Raw genomic sequence first — 22621 nt, forward strand, 5'->3', positions numbered from 1 at the left:
CTGGACCCACGCTGAAGAAGGAGCACCTAGTGACAACCACCCTGATCACCAACATCGGCGAGCTGAGGACTGTCGACCCCGAGCAGCGGGTGATCCGAGACGGCGCGGTAGTCATTGACCGTGAACAGATCGCCTGGGTCGGTCCGGCCGTTCATGCGCCCGCGGCCGACAAGCGGTTCGACGCCGCAGGAAGGGCACTGCTGCCCGGTTGGGTGGATTCACACACCCACCTGGTATTTGCCGGGGACCGCAGTGCCGAGTTTGAGGCTCGCATGGCGGGTCAGTCCTACGCCGCCGGTGGGATCAACGTGACCACAGAAGCTACCAGGAATGCCTCGGACGCAGAGCTCGCTGATCTCATCCGGCAGCGAGTTGCCGAGGCTGTTGCCGGGGGCACCACTTACCTGGAGACGAAGACCGGCTATGGGCTCGGCGTTGAGGAGGAGGCCCGGCATGCCCGGTTGGCCGCCGACTATGTCGACACCGCTACTTTTCTGGGGGCGCATCTGGTGCCGAAAGGGGTTGATGCGGCTGCCTACATCGACTCGGTCACCGGACCCATGTTGGAGGCCGCGCTGCCCTATGTGGACTGGGCAGACGTCTTCTGCGAGACGGGCGCCTTCTCCGAGGAGCAGTCGCGCACGGTGCTGCGGGCCTGTGCTGAAGCCGGGCTGGGTCTGCGCGTTCACGGCAACCAGCTGGGGCAGGGACCCGGCGTGAGATTGGCCGCCGAGATGGGAGCGGCCAGCGTCGACCACGTCAACCACCTCAGCGAGGATGACGTTGCCGCGTTAGGCGCCACCTGGGCCGAATGGGACAGCGCCACCGCCTCCGGTACGCCCGGAACCGTAGCCACCTGCTTGCCTGCGTGTGACCTCTCCACTCGGCAACCGCTGGCTCCGGCCCGCCGGCTCCTAGATGCCGGGGTGGAGGTTGCGTTGGCCTCAAACTGCAATCCAGGCACCAGCTATACCTCCTCGATGAACTTCAACGTCTCCACAGCGGTGCTCCAAATGCACATGAGCCTGAGTGAAGCCGTACGTGCCGCCACGCTTGGGGGTGCATTGGCCCTGCGTGCACAGGAATGGGTCGGCTCCATCGAGGTCGGCAAGCGAGCTGACCTGCATCTGCTTAACGCCCCGGCTGCCATCCACTTGGCCTACCGGCCCGGCATGCCTATGACCGCCGCAGTCTGGCGCGCCGGCCGTAGGGGCTGAATCCCCTCTGACTCAGTGAAACCCCACAGAAAAGGACAACTATGACCACCGTCGCCCTTGATCCCGACACGCTGAGCCTGACAGATGTGATTGCCGTTGCCCGGGATGACGCAGAGGTGATTCTGACAGCTGAGAGCATGCAGCGCGTCGCACGCTGCAGGTTTTCAGTGGAACAGCTGGCTGGGGCGCAGCGCCCGGTCTACGGTGTCTCCACCGGATTCGGGGCACTGGCTCAGCGTCACATCCCGCACGCTCTGCGCGCCCAGCTGCAGAAGTCGCTGATCCGGTCCCATGCCGCCGGGATGGGGGAGCCGGTGGAGCGTGAGGTGGTTCGCGCCCTGATGCTGCTTCGCGCCAGGACCTTGGCCACCGGCCGAACAGGGGTCCGCCCGGAAGTTTTGACCACCTACGTGGAGATCCTCAACGCCGGAATCACCCCGGTGGTCTACGAATATGGTTCGCTGGGCTGCTCTGGAGATCTTGCGCCTTTGGCTGCCTGTGCGCTGGTCCTGATGGGGGAGGGTGAAGTCCTCGACTCCAGCGGTCGGGTCACTGACTCTGCGGAGGCACTCGCCGCTGCCGGGATCACCCCGGTAGAACTTGCGGAGAAGGAGGGGTTGGCACTGACCAACGGCACCGACGGGATGCTGGGCATGCTCCTGCTGGCCCTGGCTGACCTTGAGAACCTGCTGACGGCAGCCGACCTTTCAGCGGCGATGAGCGTTGAAGCTCTCCACGGCACGGGCCAAGTCTTTCTGCCCGAACTCTTCCACCCACTGCGACCGCACCCCGGTCAGACCCTCAGTGCGGCCAATATGCTGACCGCACTGAAGGACTCCCCGATCGTCGCCTCGCACCAGGATTCTGATCACCTGGTGCAGGATGCCTACTCGCTGCGCTGCGCCCCGCAGGTCACTGGCGCTGCCCGTGATGCATTAGAGTTCGCCCACCAGGTCGCCAGCCGGGAGCTCAGAGCCTCCATCGACAACCCTGTGGTGCTGGACTCAGGAATGGTTTCCTCCAACGGAAACTTCCACGGCGCGCCGCTGGCTCACGCCTTGGACCTTCTGGCCATTGTGTCTGCCGACGTCGCCTCCATCGCCGAGCGACGCACTGACCGGATGATGGACGTTCACCGCAGCCAGGGGCTGCCGCCGTTTCTGGCCGACGACGCCGGCGTCGATTCTGGGCTGATGATCGCCCACTACACTCAGGCCGCCATGGTTGCGGAAAGCAAACGGCTGGCTGCCCCCGCCAGTGTGGACTCTATCCCCAGCTCTGCGATGCAAGAGGATCACGTCTCCATGGGGTGGGGTGCTGCCCGGAAGCTGCGTCGTTCGTTGAGCAGCCTGACCTCAGTGCTTGCAGTGGAGCTCTATGCGGCCGCCTGGGCTATTGAGCTTCGCGAGGAGCCCGGATCCCCGGTCACAACCGCCGTGGTGCAGCAGCTCCGCACCCGCGTGCCGGGCCCCGGACCGGACCGCTTCCTCTCACCTGAACTGGCTGCTGTCACCGAGCTGACCGCCGACGGGTCGGTGGTTGCCGCAGCTGAAGCTTTAGCTTCAATGGAGCACACCCTCCCGATTGAGGCTGCGGGGCCGAGTTGAGGCGCCACGAGCGAGCTGCTGAAAGCGTTAGTCATATCGGTTCTGGTGCTGGTTGTCACACACACGTCCTCCTGCCCGCCCAGACGACTCAGACGGGCTGCGTTGGGCGGCAGGAGGTGACCCCGCTGAGCCGCCGAAGAATCTGACGGTTTCCGATCGCCGTGCTCGTGGTCAGCAGCAAGGTTGCTGGCAGAGCACAGACGACTCCCTGGACGCCGCAATATGACTGGCCGGGTGCGGAAACGCCTATACCTCGGTGCCCATGCCAGCTAGGCGGTCGCTAGTCCGGGCCGACGAGCGGTGCAGGGCATCCTGCGCGTCAGACGAATCGCATAATCCGATTCAGCATGTCGACGCTGGGGTAGAGGTCAGCATTGACCCGGTCCATGAGCATCTCTACGTATGCCGGCAACTCGTCCGGCACCAGCAGAGACTCGATCTTATCGAGCATGGTCACAGACGGATAAGGCTCTGCCTCGATTCTGTCCAGCAATTGTTGGACAAGGGTCGAACGAAGGTCGTTCAGCTCAGCGGTGGGCATGTCGATCTCCTAACGCGCGCGGATCATCCTCTCTGTCACTCGTCATGCTATATCCACGGGGCGAACGCCGTCGAGGTTCGTCGACCGAACGGTCCCAGATCGGGGAGGGGGTGCTAATCGTCTGCGCGGGGAACAAGAACGTTGCCCTTAGTCTGCTGGAGGGCCATCAGACGAGTCGGCAAAACCTGAGGGACCGAACTCCAGAGGGTTAGTTCTCGTGGATGATGTCGAAGCCCTCGCCACCGTCGGTGCTGTGCAGAATGCTCCCCCCAACAGCGGCCCATACTTCGTCCTGGTCCACAGCGTGGAGCGCCTCAGGGTGGCCCTCCACACCCGCATGGACCTCCCCGACGTGTTCCCAGGTGACGCCGTTGTCCTCACTTCGGTGTACCCCGGCATCGGGATCGAGTGCGAAGATCGTTCCGTCCGGGGCCCAATCCACATGGTGAAGGATCGGAGCGTCAGCCTTAGTAGTGAAACTTTGTCCCCCGTCGGTGCTGATGACTGGACCACTCTCGGTGGTACCCAACACGGTGTCGGCATCGCGAGGATCTATGGCGAGGCTTGCCATCGCAGGCGCACCCGAACTCTGCCAGGTTTGGCCGGCATCGTCACTGATCAGCAACTCTTGCCCTGAGGCGGCATCCACCCCGTAAACGCGGTCTCCCATCGCATCCAGCGCATGGAAGTCTGCTTCACCGCTCAGTGAGACCTCCTCCCACGTGGCACCTCCGTCCGCGGAGGAAATCAACCCCAGGTTGGCTGGAGCGTCCTGCCCTTCGCCCGGGTGGCCGCTGGCCAGCAGCATGTCCTCATCTACCACCGTGAAGCCCATGAAATCCTGGACCTCGGAGACGCGGCGGGGCCCATCATCGTGAAGCTTAAACAAGCCGTAGTGGCTGGCGATCATCAGCGAACCATCGGAAGGGTCGACGTCCAAACCATGTACATGCTCCAGGTTCTCACCCTCCCCGCCCTCCGATGGACCTGCCGGATCGGCACTGTCGGTTTCAGCACCGCACGAGGTAAGCGCGAGAGTCGAGACGGCGACTAGCGTCACTGCCCGCGCACCCGACCAACCTGTTGGGTTCCACAAAGATGCGGGCCTCCGGCCGGGTGCTTTGCTGCTCATGATCAGCTCCTCCATCTGGGGACGTCCGATCCCCAATTCTATGCAGCGTAGAAAACACCATCCACTTCCAGGCTGATTGACTGATCAGCAGTCTCCGGGCCCGCGCCCTCTCTGACGGTGCGGCTGAACTAACTGTTAGAAGGAACGCGGACGCACACGAAACAAGCCTAGCGTCACTCAAGACTCAACAATTGCGGAGACTGAGATGCGGGTGCCACGAAACTAAAAATACGACGCGAAGTCCTAGAACCCACAACAAGTGTAGAATCCCGCGGATCTTGTCACACGCGATAGCCGCTGACATGGGGAGTGACATTTCGTTGAGACGCGGTCTGTCTCACGAACTTGTCGTAATCCTTAGAGATGTTGGCGCCGGTCCCGAGTTCGGAGATCGGATTTGTCCAGCCGGGGACCAATTCGAGCATGACGAAACAGTGGACCTCGCCATCACGAAGGAAGATCTAGGCACTCATGGGCAAGGCGCAAAGAACCGGGTTGAAGGCCTCGGGATCGTCGTCATTGCTTTCCTGGGCACTGACGAAGGGATCTCCTCACCCGAACGCTCGCTCTTCTCGCTAGGTTCCCTGTTCTCAAGGGACCTTCGGCAACGATTTCACCGGGTCAGCAACCTAGCTGTTCTCGTAGGAGCGCAACGTCAGCCCTTCCACGGTCTCCCACGGCGTCGCTGAAGTGACTCGGAGCTCGAGGTCGCCCGTGCCGAAATGCCCGATGTTTCTGACGTCTCGGGTGAATCCCTCCGTGAGTTCCACGCTTGGGGGATGGACTTTCAGGTAGATCAGCAAGTTGCCGCTACTGGGGTGGACCTCCACGCAGGCGAAGTTCTTTATCCGCCGGAAGGCGAAGTAATTGTGCCGAATGTTCTTCACGACGTCATCGCCTAAGCTCAACGCATATGCCTCGTACTTTTCATAGAGCCGTTGGATGTCCGGGGACGCTCTGCTTAGCAGGTCCGATACGCTGCTTCCGCGTGCCGTGTTGGGCTTTGTGACGGCGGGGATGGTGTTGTGTGCTGTGGCCGTCTGCTCTGTCGATGTGGTGGTCACCAGCTCGATGCTGATCAGGTCGGAGTTGAAGTCTCGGTAGCGAACCAGTTCCACGTTGCGGTCAATCTGCCTGACGGCGTACTCGTCGTAGCGGGTGAAGTCGTTGGCCACGCAGATCAATCGGGGGGCTTCCCAATCCACCTGGTCCGAGGCGTCAGGCCCTAGTTTCTGAGCGACGATTTTCTCGAAGTCTCCGCGGTGATCGACCAACCAGTCCAAATAGAACAGTCCCTGGTTGATGACGTTCTCGTTTGTGCTGCGCTTGTACTCAAAAATGACGGGTGAGTTGTTTTCGTCTAAACCCAACGAGTCAATTCGGCCCCTGTGAATTTTTCCTGTTGAGTGCTCACTGGCCAGGAAGCGGACACCAAACATTGCCTCCATGTTGCTCTCGATTAGTTGCTGGAGGTGCTTTTCGAGCACGACTGCTCGTGAGGGTAGCTCTGAAACTGCGCCGTCGGAGATTCTGAAAAGCTTAAGATCCGCCATGATGCAAGTTTGTCAGACGTGAACGTGCACCTCACCAAAGGCGCTACGGCGCTGGACCAATGACATCGCAAGGGTCCGCAGCATAGCACTCTGCGTAGACCAGAGTCTCCATCAAGCCCAGGGCGGTTCACACCGTGGTGTTGGGCAGAGTCAGGTCCTGCATGATGTGCAGGGAAGTGAACGTCTTAGCGGTCCCGCAGGCCATGATCAGCTTGCCCCGGTCAGAACTCTGGAAGCCGGCGGCCACATCAGCCATAGCTTGGCGCTGATACGGGAAGGGGGTCTTCTTCCCTCCTTTCTGCACCATCCTGTCCGGGTACTCAACCTGGAACTCCGCCCAGCGGATATCCGCCCGGTCCATCTGATGCGGATCCAGCACTCGCACAGGAGGGTCCTGCGACTGCAAAGTCTTCTGCGCGGTGGGGCCGATCTCAGCGGTATGGGCCAAGAGTCGGGTGGAGAACTCCGGCTTAGGCGAAGCGGAAATAAACGAGTCAATGTCGCCCTTGGACACCGTGTTCTCGGGGTCTAAAAACTTGCACTGGATCGCTGTTAACTCGCCGGTGAACTTGTCTTTCGCGACCAGATCCACGCCCGTATCCGTGCGGGTCCCGCGGTCTGGGTAGTCCTGCCACAGCCACACATCAGAAAATTGGAACGCCCACGCCGGATCAGTCGTCAGATAAGACCGCACCAGCCGTTCGAACTTATCCCCACGGTCACGGTAGTCATTGGACTCCCGGTAATAGGTCTCTAGCAAGTGCCCGAGCGTGATCTCCTGCGTCCCCATCAGGCCATTATCCAGGTTGTCTGGCACATCACAGAAAGACGTTACGGCTCCTGTGTGACTCGTCGAAGACCTTGCTACCGTCCGAGGGGTTACGGAATAACGGCGGTGCACGTAAAGTTGAGTATCAGTGACTCAAGTTTCGTTCAGCGTTGAAAGGGGGCCGCGAGGCCATGGACATCAAACTCACCACAAAGTCCCAGGAGGCCGTCAGTGCGGCGGCCATGAACGCCAACACTGCAGGTAACCCGCAGGTCGAACCCGCCCACCTGCTGAAGGCCCTCATGGACAGCCGCGAATCCGTGGCCGTTGCCGCTCTGAAGGCAACAGGTGCCGATCCGGACGTTGTTTCCACCCGTGCCTCAACAGCCATCAAGGACCTTCCCTCATCCACTGGCTCCTCGGTCGCCAATGCGCAGTTTTCCCGCAACGGACTCAGCGTCATGCGCAACGCTCAAGCAGAGGCCGAACGGATGGGCGATGACTATGTCTCCACCGAACATCTTCTGCTGGGTATCGCCGGAGGCAACGACCCTGCCGGCCAGGCTCTGAAGGACAACGGTGCCGAGGTCAAGGCGTTGCGCTCAGCCGTAGACTCAGTCCGGCAGGGCCGCAAAGTCACCACCGAGGATCCTGAGGGCACCTTTGAGGCGCTTTCCAAGTTCGGCAGCGACCTCACCGAGCTCGCCAAAGAAGGCAAGCTTGATCCGGTGATCGGCCGCGACGCCGAAATCCGGCGCGTGGTCCAGGTCCTCTCCCGCCGTACCAAGAACAACCCCGTGCTCATCGGCGAACCCGGCGTCGGCAAGACCGCAGTGGTAGAAGGACTCGCCCAGCGCATTGAAGCCGGTGACGTCCCCAACGCCCTGAAGAATAAGCGGCTGATCTCCCTGGACCTGGGCGCCATGGTGGCCGGCTCCAAGTACCGCGGCGAATTCGAAGAGCGGCTCAAGGCTGTCCTGGACGAGATCAAAGCTGCCGAGGGCGAGATCATCAGCTTCATTGACGAGGTTCATACTGTCGTTGGCGCTGGAGGCACCTCCGACGGGTCAATGGACGCCGGCAACATGCTCAAGCCCATGCTCGCCCGCGGAGAGTTGCGCATGATCGGTGCCACCACCCTGGATGAGTACCGCGAAAACATTGAGTCCGACGCCGCCCTGGAACGCAGGTTCCAGCAGGTCTACGTGGGAGAGCCCTCAGTAGATGACACCGTGGCGATCCTGCGCGGCATCAAAGAGAAGTACCAGGCCCATCACGGGGTTGAGATCTCTGACGCCGCACTGGTGGCGGCCGCCGAGCTCTCCGACCGTTACATCACCGGACGCCAGCTGCCAGACAAGGCAATCGACCTGGTGGACGAGGCTGCCTCCCGGCTGAAGATGGAGATCGACTCCGACCCGGTGGAGATCGACGAACTTCGCCGTGCCGTGGACCGGCTGGAAGCCGAGCGCCAGTGGCTGACCCAGGAGACGGACGCCGCCTCCAAGGAGCGGTTGGCCGCACTGGAGGAGGAGCTGGCCAATAAGCGTGAGGAGCTCGATGCGCTCAATGCCCGGTGGGAACGCGAGCAGGGCGCACACAACCGCGCCGCCGAGCTCCACCGGAAGCTCGACGAGCTGAAATCCGCCGCCGAGCGCGCCGAGCGTGAAGGTGACTTCGGTGAGGTCGGACGTCTGCGGTATGGCGAGATTCCCCAGGCAGAAAGGGCGCTGGAAGAGGCAGAGGCCCAAGAGGCCGAACCCGAAGCTGAAGACCGGATGGTCTCTGAGAAGGTCGACGCCGACGCCATCGCCGAGGTCATCTCCGCCTGGACCGGCATCCCCACCGGCCGCCTCATGCAGGGCGAAACCGAGAAGCTGCTGCAGATGGAGGAGCTCATCGGCTCCCGGCTGATCGGTCAGACCAAAGCCGTCACTGCGGTCGCCGACGCTGTCCGCCGGGCACGCACCGGAATCTCCGACCCTGACCGTCCCACCGGCAGTTTCCTGTTCCTGGGCCCCACCGGCGTAGGCAAGACCGAACTGGCCAAGGCGCTCGCCGAGTTCCTGTTCGAGGACGAACGGTCCATGATCCGCATCGACATGTCCGAGTACTCGGAAAAGCACTCAGTGGCCCGGCTGGTCGGTGCCCCTCCGGGCTATGTGGGCTTCGATGAAGGCGGTCAGCTCACCGAAGCGGTGCGGCGGCGTCCATACTCAGTAGTGCTGATGGACGAGGTGGAGAAAGCCCACCACGACGTTTTTGACATCCTGCTTCAAGTCCTCGACGACGGCCGGCTCACAGACGGCCAAGGCCGCACAGTGGACTTCCGGAACGTGGTGCTGATCCTCACCTCCAACCTGGGCTCACAGTTCCTGGTGGACCAGTCCACCGACGACCGCACCAAGCGCGAAGCCGTGATGGGGGTGGTGAACTCCAGCTTCAAGCCCGAGTTCCTCAACCGTCTCGATGACATCGTCATGTTTGACGCCCTCTCCATGGAGCAGCTGACCAAGATCGTGAACCTGCAGATCCACGGCTTGGCCGAGCGGCTCGCCACTCGGCGGCTGACTCTGGAGGTCACCGACCCCGCGAAGGAATGGTTGGCGCTGACCGGTTATGACCCTGCATATGGGGCCCGCCCGCTGCGCCGGCTGGTTCAGCGGGAGATCGGCGACAAGCTCGCGAAAGCCCTGCTGGCCGGCGAGATTGAAGACGGATCCACAGTGGTGGTTGACCGCGAAGACTTCACAGTCGAAGGTGACGCGCTCCAAGGGTTGAGCGTGAAGCAGCTCGCTTGAGCGATTGTGGGGAGGTCAGTCGTCGTCTGAGTCTTCATCTGACTCGGCGTCGCTGTCCTCCCCATTCGCACTGTCTTCCTCACGGTCTTCATCGACCACATCGACATCGGCGTCCTCCGCGTCGGTGTCGGAGTCATCGACAGCGAGGAAGTCGCCGCTGAGCCGTTCACCATCAGCGCGGGAAAGGAAACAGCTGACCAGGCGGTCGTCGTCATTGTTCCAGGTGGACTCAGAGGGGTGCCACAGTTCAATCTGCAGCTCAGCGTCCACCGCTTCCACAGCCTCAGGGCTGAGTTCGATCTCCTCATGGCACCACTGATTGGCATTCCCAGCCACAATGTCTTCGCCCGGGTACTCGCCATCAGTGACGTCGTCGTCCATCTCACGCCGTAGGAGAACTTGGACGTCATAGTTGCGCTCACAGCTGATCACATTGGCCGGGGAGTCCTCATCAGAGAAACCGGTCAGACACCATCCAGCTTCCCAGTCCTCCGGGGGCACATCGCGGGCGTGGACCCCATCAGCGGGCTCCTCCGTCCAGGTCCACTCTGATGCCTCTTCAGCGTCTTCGCGGCCCAAGAACCACCACAGCGCCCCTACTGTGAGAATGACCACCACCACGCCGGCAATCACAAAGGGCACCGCGTTGAGCCGGAATCCAGTGTCACCGGCAGCCGCGCGGCGTTCCCGCCGTGACAAAGGCTGCTCAGGGGCATCGTTGCCCTGCGGTGTCTCGCTCATCGGTGTGCGGCCTTCCCCGTTCGGTGCGACGCCATGCTGGCACTCATGTTAACCTAGAGAGCACCAACCACTTCATCCAAGAGTCAAGCCGGCGATGAATGTTCATCGTGAGGCCATTTCGAGACGACGTTAAGGGGGTCCCGCTCATGGGGCGTGGCCGTCAGAAGGCGAAAGCTACGAAGCAGGCGCGGGAGATCAAGTACTACACCCCGAACACCGATCTGTCCGCCCTGGAGCGGGAGCTTGCCCAGGCACGGGGAGAGATCCCAAGCCCAAGCAGCGACGACGCTGACGAAGATCCCTCTGGGGATTGGGACGATGACTACGACCGCTGAACGGTCAGGTGCTCAACCAACAGGCTGAGCGGGCCCACCGCGCGGCGCTGAGGTCTATTGCGCGCACAGTGGGTGAATCCGCGCCGCCGCATGATCCTGAGACTGCCAAAGCTGGCATCCTTGAACAGCTGCGCAGCGGTTCGGTGCTGTGTGTCACCGGCGCTGGAATCTCCACCGACTCCGGTATTCCTGACTACAGGGGGCCTGCCGGATCATTGAAGAAGCACAGGCCCATGACGTACCAGGAGTTCAGGTACGACGCCGCTGCTCGCCACCGCTACTGGGCTCGTTCTTTTGTGGGCTGGCGACACCTGGGGCAAGCCAAGCCGAACCGGGGCCACGAGATTCTGGCTGGTTGGCAACGGTCAGGACTGCTCACCGGTCTGGTCACTCAAAATGTTGACGGTCTGCACGCGGCGGTAAGCGCTGCCGATTCCACCCTGGTGCCGCTGCACGGGGATCTCTCCCAGGTGGTGTGCCTGACCTGCGGTCATTATGAGTCACGCACCGCATTGGATGAACGGCTGGAGGAAGCCAACCCCGGCTACGCAGAGGCCGCCGCCGTGGCGGCGGAGAACGTCAACCCGGATGGGGATGTCACCTTGGATGAGCAGTGGGTGCAGAGCTTCAATCTGGTCACCTGCTTGGTGTGCCGAGCGGCCACCCTTAAGCCGGACGTCGTCTATTTTGGGGAGAGTGTTCCCGCAGAGCGCAAAGCCGCGGTGGACCGGCTGGTCAACGAATCGTCCTCGCTGCTAGTGGTCGGCTCCTCCATGGCAGTTATGAGCGGGTACTCCATAGCGCTAGGCATGGACCGCGCGGGCAAACAGGTCACAGTGATCAATGGAGGCCCCTCCCGGGTTGATGCCAAAGCCACCTGGCGTTGGCGCACTCCCATCACTCCCGCGCTGCAGAGCCTGGGCGTCGAACTCTGAACAGCCCCTTCAAACTGTACCGAACGTACGGTACAGTTTGGTGAGTGGTGGTGAACAGAAGACTGCACGGCGACCCGACTACCGACACTGGAGCGCTGCGTCTGGCCGGGCTCGCTGAGACGACGTCCGCACCGGACCGCTCCCTGAGCCGGTGGCAGCGGTGGATGGTGCTCGGCATCGTCTCCTCTGCACTGCTGCTGATCGCCCTGGACAACACCATCCTCTACACCGCGCTGCCGATTCTCTCCAATGAGCTGGGCGCCACCAACTCTCAGCAGCTGTGGATCATCAACGGATATCCGCTCACCATGGCGGGGCTGCTCTTGGGCTCCGGGGCCCTCGGCGACAGGTTCGGGCATAAGCGAGTCTTTCAGATCGGGCTGCTCATCTTCGGGTCTGCCTCCTTGGCGGCCGCTTTCTCCGCCAATCCGGAGGCGCTGATCATCGCGCGTCTGCTCAAAGGCGTCGGAGCAGCGGCCATGATGCCGGCCACGCTGGCCCTGATCCGAATCAGCTTCGCCGCTGAGCGTGAGCGCAATGTCGCCATCGCAATTTGGGCAGCCACCGCCACTGTCGGCATGGCTGCCGGACCGGTGGTATCCGGGGCACTGCTGGAATGGTTCTGGTGGGGGTCGGTCTTCCTCATCAACGTTCCCATCGTCGTCGCCGCCAGTATCCTGATCATCGTCATCGGACCGCGCAACCTCACCAACCCTGCCCGTCGCTGGGACGCGGTGTCCTCTGCTCAGGCGCTAGTCGGCATGGCGGCCACTGTGCTGGCTCTCAAGACTTGGGCCGAGGCGCCGCTGAATCTCCCCCTTGCGGTGATTTCCTCAGTGATCGGCGGGATAGTGCTCACCCTGTTTGTGCGGCGCCAACTGAGGCTGATGCGCTCGCCGACCGAACCCCTGGTCGACTTCACCGTGTTCCGCAACCGCGGATTCAGCGGCGGCGTGGTGGCAGCAGGGGCGTCCATCTTCACCATCATGGGGCTCCAACTGGTCATCACGCAGCGCTACCAGCTGGTGGAAGGGTTCACTCCCCTGGAGGCGGGCATGCTGGTCACCGCGCTGGCAGTTGCCTCCATGCCCTTCGCTATCTTCGGTGGCGCGGTGCTGCACCGTGTGGGACTGCTGGTGCTCATCGCCGGGGGCATCGGCACCGCCGCGATCGGTTCAGGAATCGTCATTGCCGCAGCGCTGGAGGACTCAGTGCCCATGCTCATTGCAGGGCTCGTGGTGTCCGGTATCGGGTTGGGGGCCTCTATGTCGGTGGCCTCCACCGCGATCATGGGCAATGTGCCGCCCCGCCGCGCAGGAATGGCAGCCTCCCTGGAGGAGGTCTCCTACGAATTCGGCGGACTGGTGGCTGTGGCGACCATGGGCTCCCTGCTGACCTTGGTGTACTCCCGCGCACTCACCCTCCCAGAGGGAAACCCGGACATGGTCGGCAGTGCCCCGGCCATAGCACTCTCCAGCGACGACGCCGCGGTGGTCTCTGCGGCCACAGCTGCCTTCGACTCCGCGTATCTCGCGGTTCTGGTGGCCACATGCGTCGTCGTCACTCTGGGTGCTTTTGGCTGCGCGTGGCTGCTGCGGCGCTACACTCCTGGCACAGAATCACAGGCGTATCCAGACAACCACTAGGGTGGAGGACCAATGAGGGAGTCCAAACGGGAAGCAGCGCTCGAGGCTGCCAAGCGCATCGTCCAACGGGAAGGTGTCACCGCATTGTCCTACGAGGCAGTCGCAGCGGAGGCTGCACTGACCAAGGGTGGACTTCTCTACCACTTCCCGTCCCGTGAGGACCTGCTGCTGGCGCTGCATCAGTATGTGGCCGACCAGTGGGAGCAGTGCATGGTCCGCGAAGTGGGACAGGACACCGTCACTGGACTGGATGAGGACACCAGAACGGCAGCCTACGTGCGGGCCTCACAGAACCCTGACCGGGCCGAACTGCTGCTGACCCTGGAAGCAGCCACACAGAACACGGCCGCCAACCAGGTGTGGAACGGGGTCTACCAGCGCTGGGCCGCCCAGGAGCCGACGGCCGCCGAAGATGACGAGGCGGTGCGCCGCTTCATCGCCCGGCTGGCCGCCGACGGTCTCTGGTTCTACGAGTCAATCGCTGACAGCGAGCTCAGGCCGGAGGTCCGCGCGCGATTGGTGGAGGAGATCATTGCCCTGGGTCAGGAGCCCATCCCGTAGCTGGGCTCGCGGGACTTCAGCATCCGCACTACACCATAGGTGAGTGGGAACAGCAGGAACTCCACCAGACACTTGTAGATGACGCCGAACACAAAGTAACTGGCGAACTCTGTCCAACTCATCATCACGAACAGGTCTACTCCGGGCAGCACGTTGAGGAACAGTGGGAAAGCAGTAAAGGCGATCAGCCCGAAGACGAAAGTATCTGCGACTTGGCCGAACACCGTGGAAGACATGATGCGGGCCCAAAGGTTGGATTCGCCGAAGCGTTCCTTAACCTTAACGATCACGATGGAATTCATCACCTGCCCGAGCACGAAGCCGATCAGAGAGGCTGCCAGGATCCGGATGTATACGCCGTCCCAGCCAAAGAGGATCTCGAAGGCTTCCTGGTTGTATGAGTCGCCCAGCGCCGGGGAGATCGTCACCAGGCCGAAGACGACTGCACCGACCACCATCACGGCGAACCCGACGAACACCGCTCGCATCGCAGCCCGGAAGCCGTAGACCTCAGAGATGATGCCGCCGAGCAGATAGGTCAGTGGGAAGAGGAAGACGCCGCCGTCCACGACCCAGCCGCCGAAGTCCATCTGTTTGGTGGCGGCGATATTGGAGATCAGGTAGAACGCGGCGAGCAGTGAGACCAGAACTGCGAAGTACTGGCTACCGGGGTGGGCAAAGCGGGCTTTTCGGGTTTCTCCGGGGGCCGCAACGTGTGCGGACCCCTGCCCAGATCCGTTATCGGGCGTGATCATAGGTCGGTCCTCTCGTCAGGGTGGTTTCCAGGTGATGAAGAAAGCTCTCCGCATCGATCCGGCGAACAAGCTCGGCATTGGGGGCAGCGCCCCAGCGTCCCAGCCAGTCTGCCACAGTCTCGCCGCGGGTCAGCGAACCCTCCAGCTCCACATCGATCGCCGCACGGGTGCTCTCCGCCCACGGAATCGGGACCGTGGGATCGGGGTGGCGAGCCCATTGCAGGGCGGCAGCCAGCACATATGGGTCATGGACTTGGGCCACATAGCCGTGGCCGTCGGAGGCGTGGAACTCGAAGTAGAAGCGCAGAGCTTCCCCCAGGTGCTCCAACCAGGTCCGCCAGCGGGGATCGCTGGTCCCGGTCAGGATCCGCCCGAGGCGTTCTGGCGTGATCACAACGGCCTCGGTGGCTTCGATCGGCCCCACCACTGGGAGGTGCTGCGCAGCAGCGAACCTGTTGAACACGCAGGCTGCCGCCTCCGGATCGTGGTCGATGTTCCACTCGGTGGTCGGTTTGGTGTTCCCGCGGTAGTTGAACGCCCCTCCCATGACAAAGATCCGCTTGGTCAGTCGCGGAAGATCAGGCTCCAGCTCCAATGCCATGGCCAGGTTGGTGCACGGGCCGGTGACGACCCCGATCAGCTCACCAGGGTGGGTGTGGGCGGCATTCACCCACGCTTCTGCAGCGGAGACGGGCGGGGGCGTCGTCCTCGGAGTGGGCAAGGCCGCGTGGCCTGTGCCGACGGGCCCATGAGTGTCATCCGCGTAAACCGGGGGAGTCAGGGCACTCGACCGGTAGGGGGCCTTGTGCGCCAGGGGCAGCTGGGCACCTGGGTGGACTGCAATATTGCTGCGCCCGGCAAGCTCCAACCAGCTCAAAGCATTGCGCACGGTCTGTGCGGTGGGAACATTACCGCCTGTGGCAGCGATGCCCACCACCTCGACATCCGTCTGGCACACCATGTAGCCCAGGGCGACGGCGTCGTCGATGCCCGGATCGCAGTCGAGGAAGAGGGGAATCATGGGTCCATTCCATCTCCGGCGCGCAAGCCGGGAACTTGAGTCAGCGTGCGTAGTGACCAGTCAGCAGCACACCGCCGCCGTCCACGCCCTTGGCGCCCTGCACGAAGTCATCGCCCGCCCCCGCTACATCCTGCGGTGAGTATTCGCTGACCTCACCCATCACCCACGCACGCTGCCCCGCAGTGTTCAGATGCGCGACGACGCCGCTGGCCTCTTCAGCGGCCACCACAGCTATCATTCCCACGCCCAGATTCAGTGTCCGTTCCAGGTCCGCCTGCGGGACCCGACCGAGCTCAGCCATCACAGAGAAGACCTCCGGCCAGGCCCAGCTGGACCGGTCCACGGTGGCCATCAGGCCATGGGGCAGTACGCGGGCAAGATTCGCGGCCATACCGCCGCCGGTGACATGGCTGAAGCCGCGCACTGGAGCATCGGGTGCAATCTGCTGATCCGCCGGGTCTCCATTGAAGGTGGTCACCAGGTCCAGGCAGGGCGCCGTGTAGAGCTTGGTGGGCTCCAGCAGCTCCTCACCCAAGGTCCGGCCGAACTCCGGGACATCCCGAGTGAAGTCCCAGCCAGCGTCCCGGACAATACGCCGGATCAGTGAGTACCCATTGGAGTGAATACCGGAGGACGCCATGGCAACAATGACATCACCGGCCTGCACCCGCTCGGGGCCCAGCACGGCGGAGGCGTCCACCACTCCGGTGGCTGCCCCGGCGACGTCATACTCATGCTCGCCCAGTAGGCCCGGGTGCTCCGCTGTCTCGCCACCCACCAGGGCCGTTCCGGCCTCGGCGCAGGCTTTGGCGATCCCAGAGACGATGCCTGCAATGCGGGCAGGCTCCACCTTCCCGCAAGCGATGTAGTCGGTCATGAAAAGGGGTTTGGCGCCGGCGACCACAATGTCATCCACCACCATGCCTACGAGATCAAACCCGATGGTGTCGTGGATATCCATGGCCTGGGCGATAGCTACTTTGGTGCCGACACCATCTGTGGAGGTCGCCAGCAGCGGCCGCGGCAGGCGCTTGAGCTCGGACGCGTCGTAGAGTCCCGCGAAACCGCCGAATCCGCCGACCACCTGTGGGGTATGAGTAGCCTCAATATGGGCTTTCATCAGTTCCACGGCGCGGTCGCCGGCCTCCACATCCACGCCTGCAGCCGCGTAAGTGATGGGTGAAGTGTCAGTCACCGCTTGCCCTTCCTGACAGCGTCGGCTCGTAGATCCCGGTCTCTTCAGCCTCGAGGTCCGTCTCCTGGGTCAGCGGGATCTCGGTTTCGTCCAGCTCGAACTCCGCGTCCGGGCCGGGCTCGCAACCTGTTTGCGCTCGTCGGTGCGGCATACCCGGAAGTGCGGGCTGCTCCAGCAGCATCTTTCCCCGGCGCTCTTCAGGAGGCAGCTCAATGGGGTACTTCCCGGAGAAGCAGGCCGTGCAGAGGGTGCTGCGTGGCTGTCCGGTGGCGGCGACCATGCCCTCTTCGGAAATGTACGCCAGGGAATCGGCCCCCACTGCGTTGGTGATCTCCTCCAAGGTGGCGCCGTTGGCGATGAGCTCGGCCCGGGTGGCGAAGTCGATGCCATAGAAACAGGGCCACTTGATGGGTGGGGAGGAGATCTTCACATGGATCTCCACTGCGCCGGCCTCCCGGAGCATCCTGACGATCGCACGCTGAGTGTTGCCGCGGACGATCGAATCGTCCACCACCACCACTTTCTTGCCGCGCACCACATGGTCCTGGACGTTGAGTTTCAGCCGAATGCCCAGTTGCCGCAGTGTCTGGCTCGGCTGGATGAAGGTTCGGCCCACATATGCATTCTTGATGAATCCTTGGGCGAACGGAAGGCCGGAAGCCTCTGCGTATCCCACCGCGGCAGGTGTGCCGGACTCGGGCACCGGGATGACGATGTCGGCGTCGTTCGAGTCCTCCCGCGCCAGTTGCCGGCCCATCTCAACCCGGGATTCATAGACGCTGCGGCCGTTGATGTTGGCATCAGGCCTGGCCAGGTAGACGTACTCGAACACGCAGCGGGCCGGTGCGGACTCAGCGAACTGATGGGAGCGCACGCCGTCGGCGTCAATGGCGATCAGCTCACCCGGTTCGATCTCCCGAATGATGGAAGCGCCGACAGTTGCGAGTGCTGACTGTTCTGAAGCCACAACCCAGCCGTTGTTGAGCCGGCCAAGCACCAAGGGACGAACCCCCTGGGCGTCACGGGCGGCGTAGAGCGTGTTCTCGTCCATGAAGACCAGACAGAAAGCGCCCTTGAGTGTCGGCAGCAGCGCCAGGGCCTGCTCCTCCATAGAGTCCCCGGGCTGATCCCTCAACAGTGCGGTGACCAGGGCGGTGTCGGTGGTGTTGCCCTGGGCCAGCTCCCCGGACTTGGTGGCGTCGGGACGGGAGGTCACTTGCTCGTAGAGGTCCGCGGAGTTGGTCAGGTTGCCATTGTGGCCCAGAGCGACTGTTCCGTGGGGGGTGGCTCCGAGTGTGGGCTGAGCGTTGGACCATTGGTTTCCGCCGGTGGTGGAGTAGCGGCAGTGACCGATTGAAATGTGCCCGCGCAGGGCATTGAGCGTCGCTTCGTCGAAGACCTGGGAGACCAATCCCACATCCTTGTAAACGTGGATGTTGTTCCCGTCTGAGGTGGCGATGCCGGCCGACTCTTGGCCTCGGTGCTGCAGGGCAAAAAGCCCGTAGAAGGTCAGCTTAGCGACCTCTTCACCTGGTGCCCATACGCCGAAGACCCCGCACTCGTCCTGGGGGAGGGGGTCCTCGTCAAGAAGGTTGTGATTGAGGCGACCGTCTGCACGGACCATGCTCAGCGCTCTCCTGCCGGTTTGATGTCATAGGTGGTGCTGCGCCGTCGGAGCACCTTGTCCAACACCAGCCAGGCCGTCGCCGCGAGCGCCAGGGCCGGCATGCAGAGCACCAGCGTGATGTATCCCAGCGAGGATGCGCGGGAGTAGTTGGGGTCTTCCGGCGTGTTGTACACCACGATCACCGCTGTGGTGAACGCCACCAGAACCGCGCCTACCAGGAACGGTACGAGTTTGGGGGCGGTACGCACGCTCACCTTGCGGTGCTGCGTCTCAGAAGGCATGTGTCAATTCTACAGGGGAAGCACAGGGCTCAAATCCGCCCGAGTGCCTGAGGATGAGATCCTCCCCTCCCGCTGTGCCTGCTCCCAGCTGCTTGCGCCTGTCGCCACCTCCAGCCACGCAGTGGGGCTCAGCTCCACCACATTGGGCGGAGTGCCGCGGCAGTGCGCCACGCCTGTCATGCACTGGGTGACACCGAAGGGTGGCACCCGCACCTCCACGGCGCCTCCGGGCACACGATCACTCAGTTCCTCAAGAAGGTAGCGCACAGCCGTAGCGATACTGCCACGGTCCGTGTGGCCTGCAGTCCAGGCCTGCACCGCTGCCCGGCCGTCCTGGTGGGTGATGCGGCGTCGTGCCATCACTCTCCCTCAATCAGGTGGTTGTTGGGATATCAGGTTCCTATAGGGTGCTGAAAAATCAAAAGAGACCTGACAATTGGGGCTGCTGGTGCAGGCAGTGTCGGCTCGCTGCTGCGCACAGGGCTCAGCCAGGACACAAGATCACAGTTGGGAGGTCACGGCCTCGGACAGTCGCAGGTCACCGGCTGGTCGTTTGTCTGCGCCCCCGGTGATCGGGGGGACTAGGATCTTCAGCGTCCGATCCAGGTCGTCCAGGTCAACCTTGCCCGCTGCGGCCAGCAGACTCAGTGCCACCAAGTGGTTGGGCCGTCCAGAGCCGTCCAAGGTCTTCACCGCAGCGGTGGTGCCGTCGGGTGCCGCGACGACCAGGACACCTTCGGCCCCTGATTTGGTGAGCAGGCCGAGCTGCTCTATGACCACGGTGTCCGGTTCGCCGACACCTCGCACAGCCCACGGATAGTCGAGCATGGCTTGGGCGACGGTGAATGCGTGCACTTCAGCATCGCGCTTGGTGAGTGCCGAACTGAGCCGCCCGATGCCGCGGGCGAGGGAGGTCAGGCTCATGGCCGCTGCAGGGGCGCCGCAGCCGTCGACCCCCAGGGTAGTGGGCGCTTCACCGCAGTACTCGGTGTAGACCTTGGTGACCATCTGCTGGAGCGGATGCTCTGGGTCGGTGTAGGTGGCCAGACGAGAGCCCTGTGTGCGGGTGGCAGCTAAGAACACTGCGTGCTTTCCGGAGCAGTTGTAGGCCAGCGGCGTCTCGATCCTATCGGCACGGATATGGGCCTCGAGGTCCGCACTGCGCGCAGGGTAGGCAACCGGGCACTTCAGATACGACTCATCCAGACGCTCTCTGGCGAGGATGGTCGCGGCAGCATTCTGGTGCCGCTCAGAGCCCACGTGCGACCCGCAAGCCAGGGCAACCGCCTCCGGGCTGACCAGCGCGCCGACCCTCAGCGATGCCAACGCTTGCAGAGGCTTGAGGGAGGAGCGCGGGAACATAATGCCCTCTGGCGCCCCAACACGTGTCATGACCTCCCCGTCGGGGCCAACCAACACCGCGGACCCCACGTGACGGGACTCTGCGAGACCCGCCCGCGTCACCACGGCGAGTTCGGCGGACTCAGCGGCAGTGGTGGTATGGGGCGCAGTCGCAGCATGGGTGCTCATAGCTTCCACCATACGGCCAGTCGGCCGAGCCCGCACCAGTTATGCCGGTGCTGCGCGGCTCCTCCACGCTGCGGCTGGAACGCTTTTGAGCGGCGGACTGCACGGTAAGGTAAGGAACCGTGAAGATCTTGGTGCTGGGCCCCGGGGGTCGAGAACATGCCATTGTCCGTGCGCTGCTGCGCGACCCGGCGGTCGAGACAGTGGAGGCCGCTCCGGGTAATGCCGGAATCGCCCGGGATGTGACCTGCCGTCCGGTGGACGCCACAGACCCCGAATCGGTGGCCGCGCTTGCGGCTGCCGGCGCATACGATCTGGTGGTGATTGGGCCCGAGGCGCCCCTGGCTGCAGGAGTAGCCGACGCCGTCCGCGCCGCTGGAATCCCCGTCTTCGGTCCTTCCCAGGACGCCGCCCAGCTAGAGGCCTCCAAAGCATTCGCCAAGGAGATCATGGCGGCCGCCGCCGTACCCACCGCGGAAGCCATCCACATCACCACAGCCGCCGAGGCCGCGGACGCGCTGAACCGATTCGGACCCCCCTACGTGGTCAAAGATGACGGACTCGCCGCCGGCAAAGGTGTGGTGGTCACCGAAAACCGCGACGAAGCCCAAACCCACGCGGAAGCCTGCCTCACCGGCGGAAGCACCGTGGTCATCGAAGAGTTCCTGGACGGCCCCGAGGTCTCCCTATTCGTCATCTGTGACGGCCAGAACTTGGTGCCGATGTCACCCGCGCAGGACTTCAAACGCATTTATGACGACGACGCCGGCCCCAACACTGGTGGCATGGGTGCCTACACACCGCTGGACTGGCTGGAGGGTTACACCGAAACCCACGGGGGAGTGCCCCGGAACTTCACCGAAATCGTGGTGGACCGGGTCGCGCGCCCCACGGTCGAGGAGATGGCTCGCCGCGGCACACCCTTTGTCGGCGTGCTCTACTGCGGCCTGGCGATCACCTCCCGAGGTGTTCGGGTGGTGGAGTTCAACGCCCGCTTCGGCGACCCAGAAATCCAGGCCGTCCTGGAACGCCTCGCCACCCCGCTGGGAGCGCTCCTGTTCGACGCCGCCACCGGCCAGTTGGGCACCGGCCGTCACCTTCGGTGGTCCGACGGCTATGCAGCGGATGTGGTGATGGCTGCCGAGAACTACCCCGAGGCGCCCCGCAAGGGGGATGCCATCACCGGCATCGCGGACGCTGAAGCACTTGATGGGGTGGCTGTCCTGCACGCTGGCACCGCTGAGAAGGATGAGGGACTGGCGACTGCCGGAGGCCGCGTCCTGGCTGTGGTCGGCACAGGAGGCACGCTGCGCGAGGCCGTGGACCGCGCCTACGCCGGTGTGGACCGTATTGAGTGGTCTGGTGCCCAGCACCGCACGGACATTGCGGCCAAAGCACTCGCCGGCCAGATCAACCCTGGCAGCCCAGCGCCTGAAGGGCCTCAACAGTGACCGCGACCGGCCTCCCAGGGTGGCGGCATCTGAGCTCCGGCAAGGTCCGGGACCTCTACACCCCGGACGCTGGCTCCCCGTGGGATGGGGAAGATGTCCTGCTCATGGTCGCCACCGACCGGATCAGCGCCTATGACCATGTGCTCAGTCCCGGCATCCCCGGAAAAGGCATCATCCTCACGCAGCTCAGCCTCTGGTGGTTCGAGCAGCTGGCCGCTGAAGGAATCGGGAACCACCTGGTCAGTACTGAGGTGCCGGAGGAAGTGGCGGGCCGCGGCGTCGTCGTGCGTTCCCTGGACATGGTGGAAGCCGAAGCGATTGTGCGCGGCTACCTCACCGGCTCCGGTCTGGCCGAATACCGTGAGACCGGCACTGTGACCGGCATTGTGCTCCCCGGAGGACTCACCGACGGATCCGCGCTTCCCGAACCCCTCTTCACTCCCTCCACTAAGGCGGAGCAGGGTGACCACGATGAGAACATCAGCTTCGAGCAGCTCCAGCAGAGCATCGGGGCGGACCTGGCGCGGCGGCTGCGGGATGCGGCCCTGCGGGTGTACGCGCTCGCCGAGGCGAAGGCACGTGCCGCCGGGATCATCTTGGCCGACACCAAGTTCGAGTTCGGACTTGATGACCAGGGCGCCCTCGTGCTCGCTGATGAGGTGCTTACCCCAGACTCGTCGAGGTTCTGGCCGGCAGAGGATTGGGCGCCGGGTAAGGCGCAGCCCAGCTTCGACAAGCAATTCGTCCGCAACTGGCTCACCAGCGACGCCTCAGGGTGGGACAGGAATTCCGACGACGCCCCACCGGAGCTTCCGGCGGACATCGTCGCCGCGACCCAGGAACGCTACCTGGATGCCTACCGGCGCCTCACCGGCACAGAGCTCCCGAACTTCATTTAGCCGGGCCCGAAGCCCGATGCTGGGGGC

Annotated in this window: 21 protein-coding genes; 9 read left to right on the forward strand and 12 right to left on the reverse strand. The window is 63.4% G+C overall.

The annotated features are described in order from the left end of the window. The first annotated feature begins 29 nt into the window (after nt 1–29). Nucleotides 30–1217 carry an imidazolonepropionase gene (gene hutI / locus D3250_RS01495; protein WP_119901591.1) on the forward strand — a complete coding sequence of 396 codons (1188 nt, stop codon included), beginning with the start codon at nt 30–32 and terminating at the stop codon, nt 1215–1217. A 41-nt stretch (nt 1218–1258) separates the two neighbouring features. Next, the gene (gene hutH, locus D3250_RS01500; protein WP_119901592.1) at nt 1259–2824 is read left to right on the forward strand and encodes a histidine ammonia-lyase; all 1566 of its coding nucleotides are present in this window, start codon (nt 1259–1261) and stop codon (nt 2822–2824) included. A gap of 319 nt (nt 2825–3143) precedes the next feature. On the opposite strand, the gene D3250_RS01505 is transcribed toward hutH, so the two are convergent. From D3250_RS01505 to D3250_RS01520, 4 genes are all read right to left on the reverse strand, one after another. Then, nucleotides 3144–3365, reverse strand: coding sequence for a hypothetical protein (locus tag D3250_RS01505; RefSeq protein WP_119901593.1), 222 nt, complete (start codon nt 3363–3365; stop codon nt 3144–3146). A gap of 208 nt (nt 3366–3573) precedes the next feature. After that, the gene (locus D3250_RS01510; protein ID WP_158583034.1) at nt 3574–4497 is read right to left on the reverse strand and encodes a F510_1955 family glycosylhydrolase; all 924 of its coding nucleotides are present in this window, start codon (nt 4495–4497) and stop codon (nt 3574–3576) included. A 629-nt stretch (nt 4498–5126) separates the two neighbouring features. Beyond that, the gene (locus D3250_RS01515) at nt 5127–6050 is read right to left on the reverse strand and encodes a DUF5655 domain-containing protein (protein WP_119901595.1); all 924 of its coding nucleotides are present in this window, start codon (nt 6048–6050) and stop codon (nt 5127–5129) included. A 127-nt stretch (nt 6051–6177) separates the two neighbouring features. After that, complete coding sequence (locus D3250_RS01520) at nt 6178–6840, reverse strand: restriction endonuclease (RefSeq protein WP_147383453.1); 663 nt, start codon at nt 6838–6840, stop codon at nt 6178–6180. A gap of 170 nt (nt 6841–7010) precedes the next feature. Here D3250_RS01520 and clpB point away from each other — a divergent pair, with 170 nt between their 5' ends. Beyond that, nucleotides 7011–9620 (forward strand): ATP-dependent chaperone ClpB, encoded by a 2610-nt coding sequence (gene clpB, locus D3250_RS01525; protein WP_119901597.1) that lies wholly within the window; start codon nt 7011–7013, stop codon nt 9618–9620. 15 nt (nt 9621–9635) lie between these two features. Here clpB and D3250_RS01530 read toward each other — a convergent pair whose 3' ends face one another. Beyond that, nucleotides 9636–10361: a flagellar basal body-associated FliL family protein gene (locus D3250_RS01530; protein WP_119901598.1), complete on the reverse strand. Its 726-nt coding sequence runs from the start codon at nt 10359–10361 to the stop codon at nt 9636–9638. 146 nt (nt 10362–10507) lie between these two features. Between D3250_RS01530 and D3250_RS01535 the strand changes: the two genes are divergently transcribed. The 4 genes from D3250_RS01535 to D3250_RS01550 are packed head-to-tail and all read left to right on the forward strand — an operon-like array spanning nt 10508 to nt 13838. Continuing rightward, nucleotides 10508–10696: a DUF3073 domain-containing protein gene (locus tag D3250_RS01535; RefSeq protein ID WP_119902231.1), complete on the forward strand. Its 189-nt coding sequence runs from the start codon at nt 10508–10510 to the stop codon at nt 10694–10696. Nucleotides 10697–10704: 8 nt separating this feature from the next. Beyond that, nucleotides 10705–11631, forward strand: a complete 927-nt coding sequence (locus D3250_RS01540) for a Sir2 family NAD-dependent protein deacetylase (protein WP_119901599.1) — start codon at nt 10705–10707, stop codon at nt 11629–11631. Nucleotides 11632–11681: 50 nt separating this feature from the next. After that, nucleotides 11682–13277: an MFS transporter gene (locus tag D3250_RS01545; RefSeq protein WP_318778938.1), complete on the forward strand. Its 1596-nt coding sequence runs from the start codon at nt 11682–11684 to the stop codon at nt 13275–13277. A 12-nt stretch (nt 13278–13289) separates the two neighbouring features. After that, complete coding sequence (locus D3250_RS01550; protein ID WP_119901600.1) at nt 13290–13838, forward strand: TetR/AcrR family transcriptional regulator; 549 nt, start codon at nt 13290–13292, stop codon at nt 13836–13838. On the opposite strand, the gene D3250_RS01555 is transcribed toward D3250_RS01550, so the two are convergent. From D3250_RS01555 to D3250_RS01585, 7 genes are all read right to left on the reverse strand, one after another. Further along, on the reverse strand, nt 13820–14593 hold the full coding sequence (locus D3250_RS01555) for a queuosine precursor transporter (RefSeq protein ID WP_119901601.1): 774 nt from the start codon (nt 14591–14593) through the stop codon (nt 13820–13822). The two genes, D3250_RS01550 and D3250_RS01555, sit on opposite strands and share 19 nt — an antisense overlap. Then, nucleotides 14577–15614, reverse strand: a complete 1038-nt coding sequence (locus D3250_RS01560) for a nucleoside hydrolase (RefSeq protein WP_119901602.1) — start codon at nt 15612–15614, stop codon at nt 14577–14579. The genes D3250_RS01555 and D3250_RS01560 overlap by 17 nt, the downstream gene beginning before the upstream one ends. A gap of 40 nt (nt 15615–15654) precedes the next feature. Further along, on the reverse strand, nt 15655–16809 hold the full coding sequence (purM, locus tag D3250_RS01565; protein WP_119901603.1) for a phosphoribosylformylglycinamidine cyclo-ligase: 1155 nt from the start codon (nt 16807–16809) through the stop codon (nt 15655–15657). Next, nucleotides 16802–18433, reverse strand: a complete 1632-nt coding sequence (gene purF / locus D3250_RS01570) for an amidophosphoribosyltransferase (RefSeq protein WP_119901604.1) — start codon at nt 18431–18433, stop codon at nt 16802–16804. Before purF ends, purM begins: the two co-directional genes overlap by 8 nt. A gap of 2 nt (nt 18434–18435) precedes the next feature. After that, nucleotides 18436–18717 carry a hypothetical protein gene (locus D3250_RS01575; protein ID WP_119901605.1) on the reverse strand — a complete coding sequence of 94 codons (282 nt, stop codon included), beginning with the start codon at nt 18715–18717 and terminating at the stop codon, nt 18436–18438. Between the two features lie 9 nt (nt 18718–18726). After that, nucleotides 18727–19077 carry a sterol carrier family protein gene (locus D3250_RS01580; RefSeq protein ID WP_119901606.1) on the reverse strand — a complete coding sequence of 117 codons (351 nt, stop codon included), beginning with the start codon at nt 19075–19077 and terminating at the stop codon, nt 18727–18729. 141 nt (nt 19078–19218) lie between these two features. Then, nucleotides 19219–20247 carry an asparaginase gene (locus D3250_RS01585; RefSeq protein ID WP_192892542.1) on the reverse strand — a complete coding sequence of 343 codons (1029 nt, stop codon included), beginning with the start codon at nt 20245–20247 and terminating at the stop codon, nt 19219–19221. Nucleotides 20248–20366: 119 nt separating this feature from the next. On the opposite strand from D3250_RS01585, the gene purD reads away from it, so the two are divergent. Together purD and D3250_RS01595 are read left to right on the forward strand one after the other, a co-directional pair. Continuing rightward, entirely contained in the window at nt 20367–21695 is a 1329-nt protein-coding gene (purD, locus tag D3250_RS01590) for a phosphoribosylamine--glycine ligase (RefSeq protein WP_119901608.1), read from the forward strand. After that, nucleotides 21692–22594 (forward strand): phosphoribosylaminoimidazolesuccinocarboxamide synthase, encoded by a 903-nt coding sequence (locus tag D3250_RS01595; protein WP_119901609.1) that lies wholly within the window; start codon nt 21692–21694, stop codon nt 22592–22594. Before purD ends, D3250_RS01595 begins: the two co-directional genes overlap by 4 nt. Nucleotides 22595–22621: the final 27 nt, after the last annotated feature.

The organism is Nesterenkonia natronophila, from assembly GCF_003595215.1.
GTDB lineage: Bacteria > Actinomycetota > Actinomycetes > Actinomycetales > Micrococcaceae > Nesterenkonia > Nesterenkonia natronophila.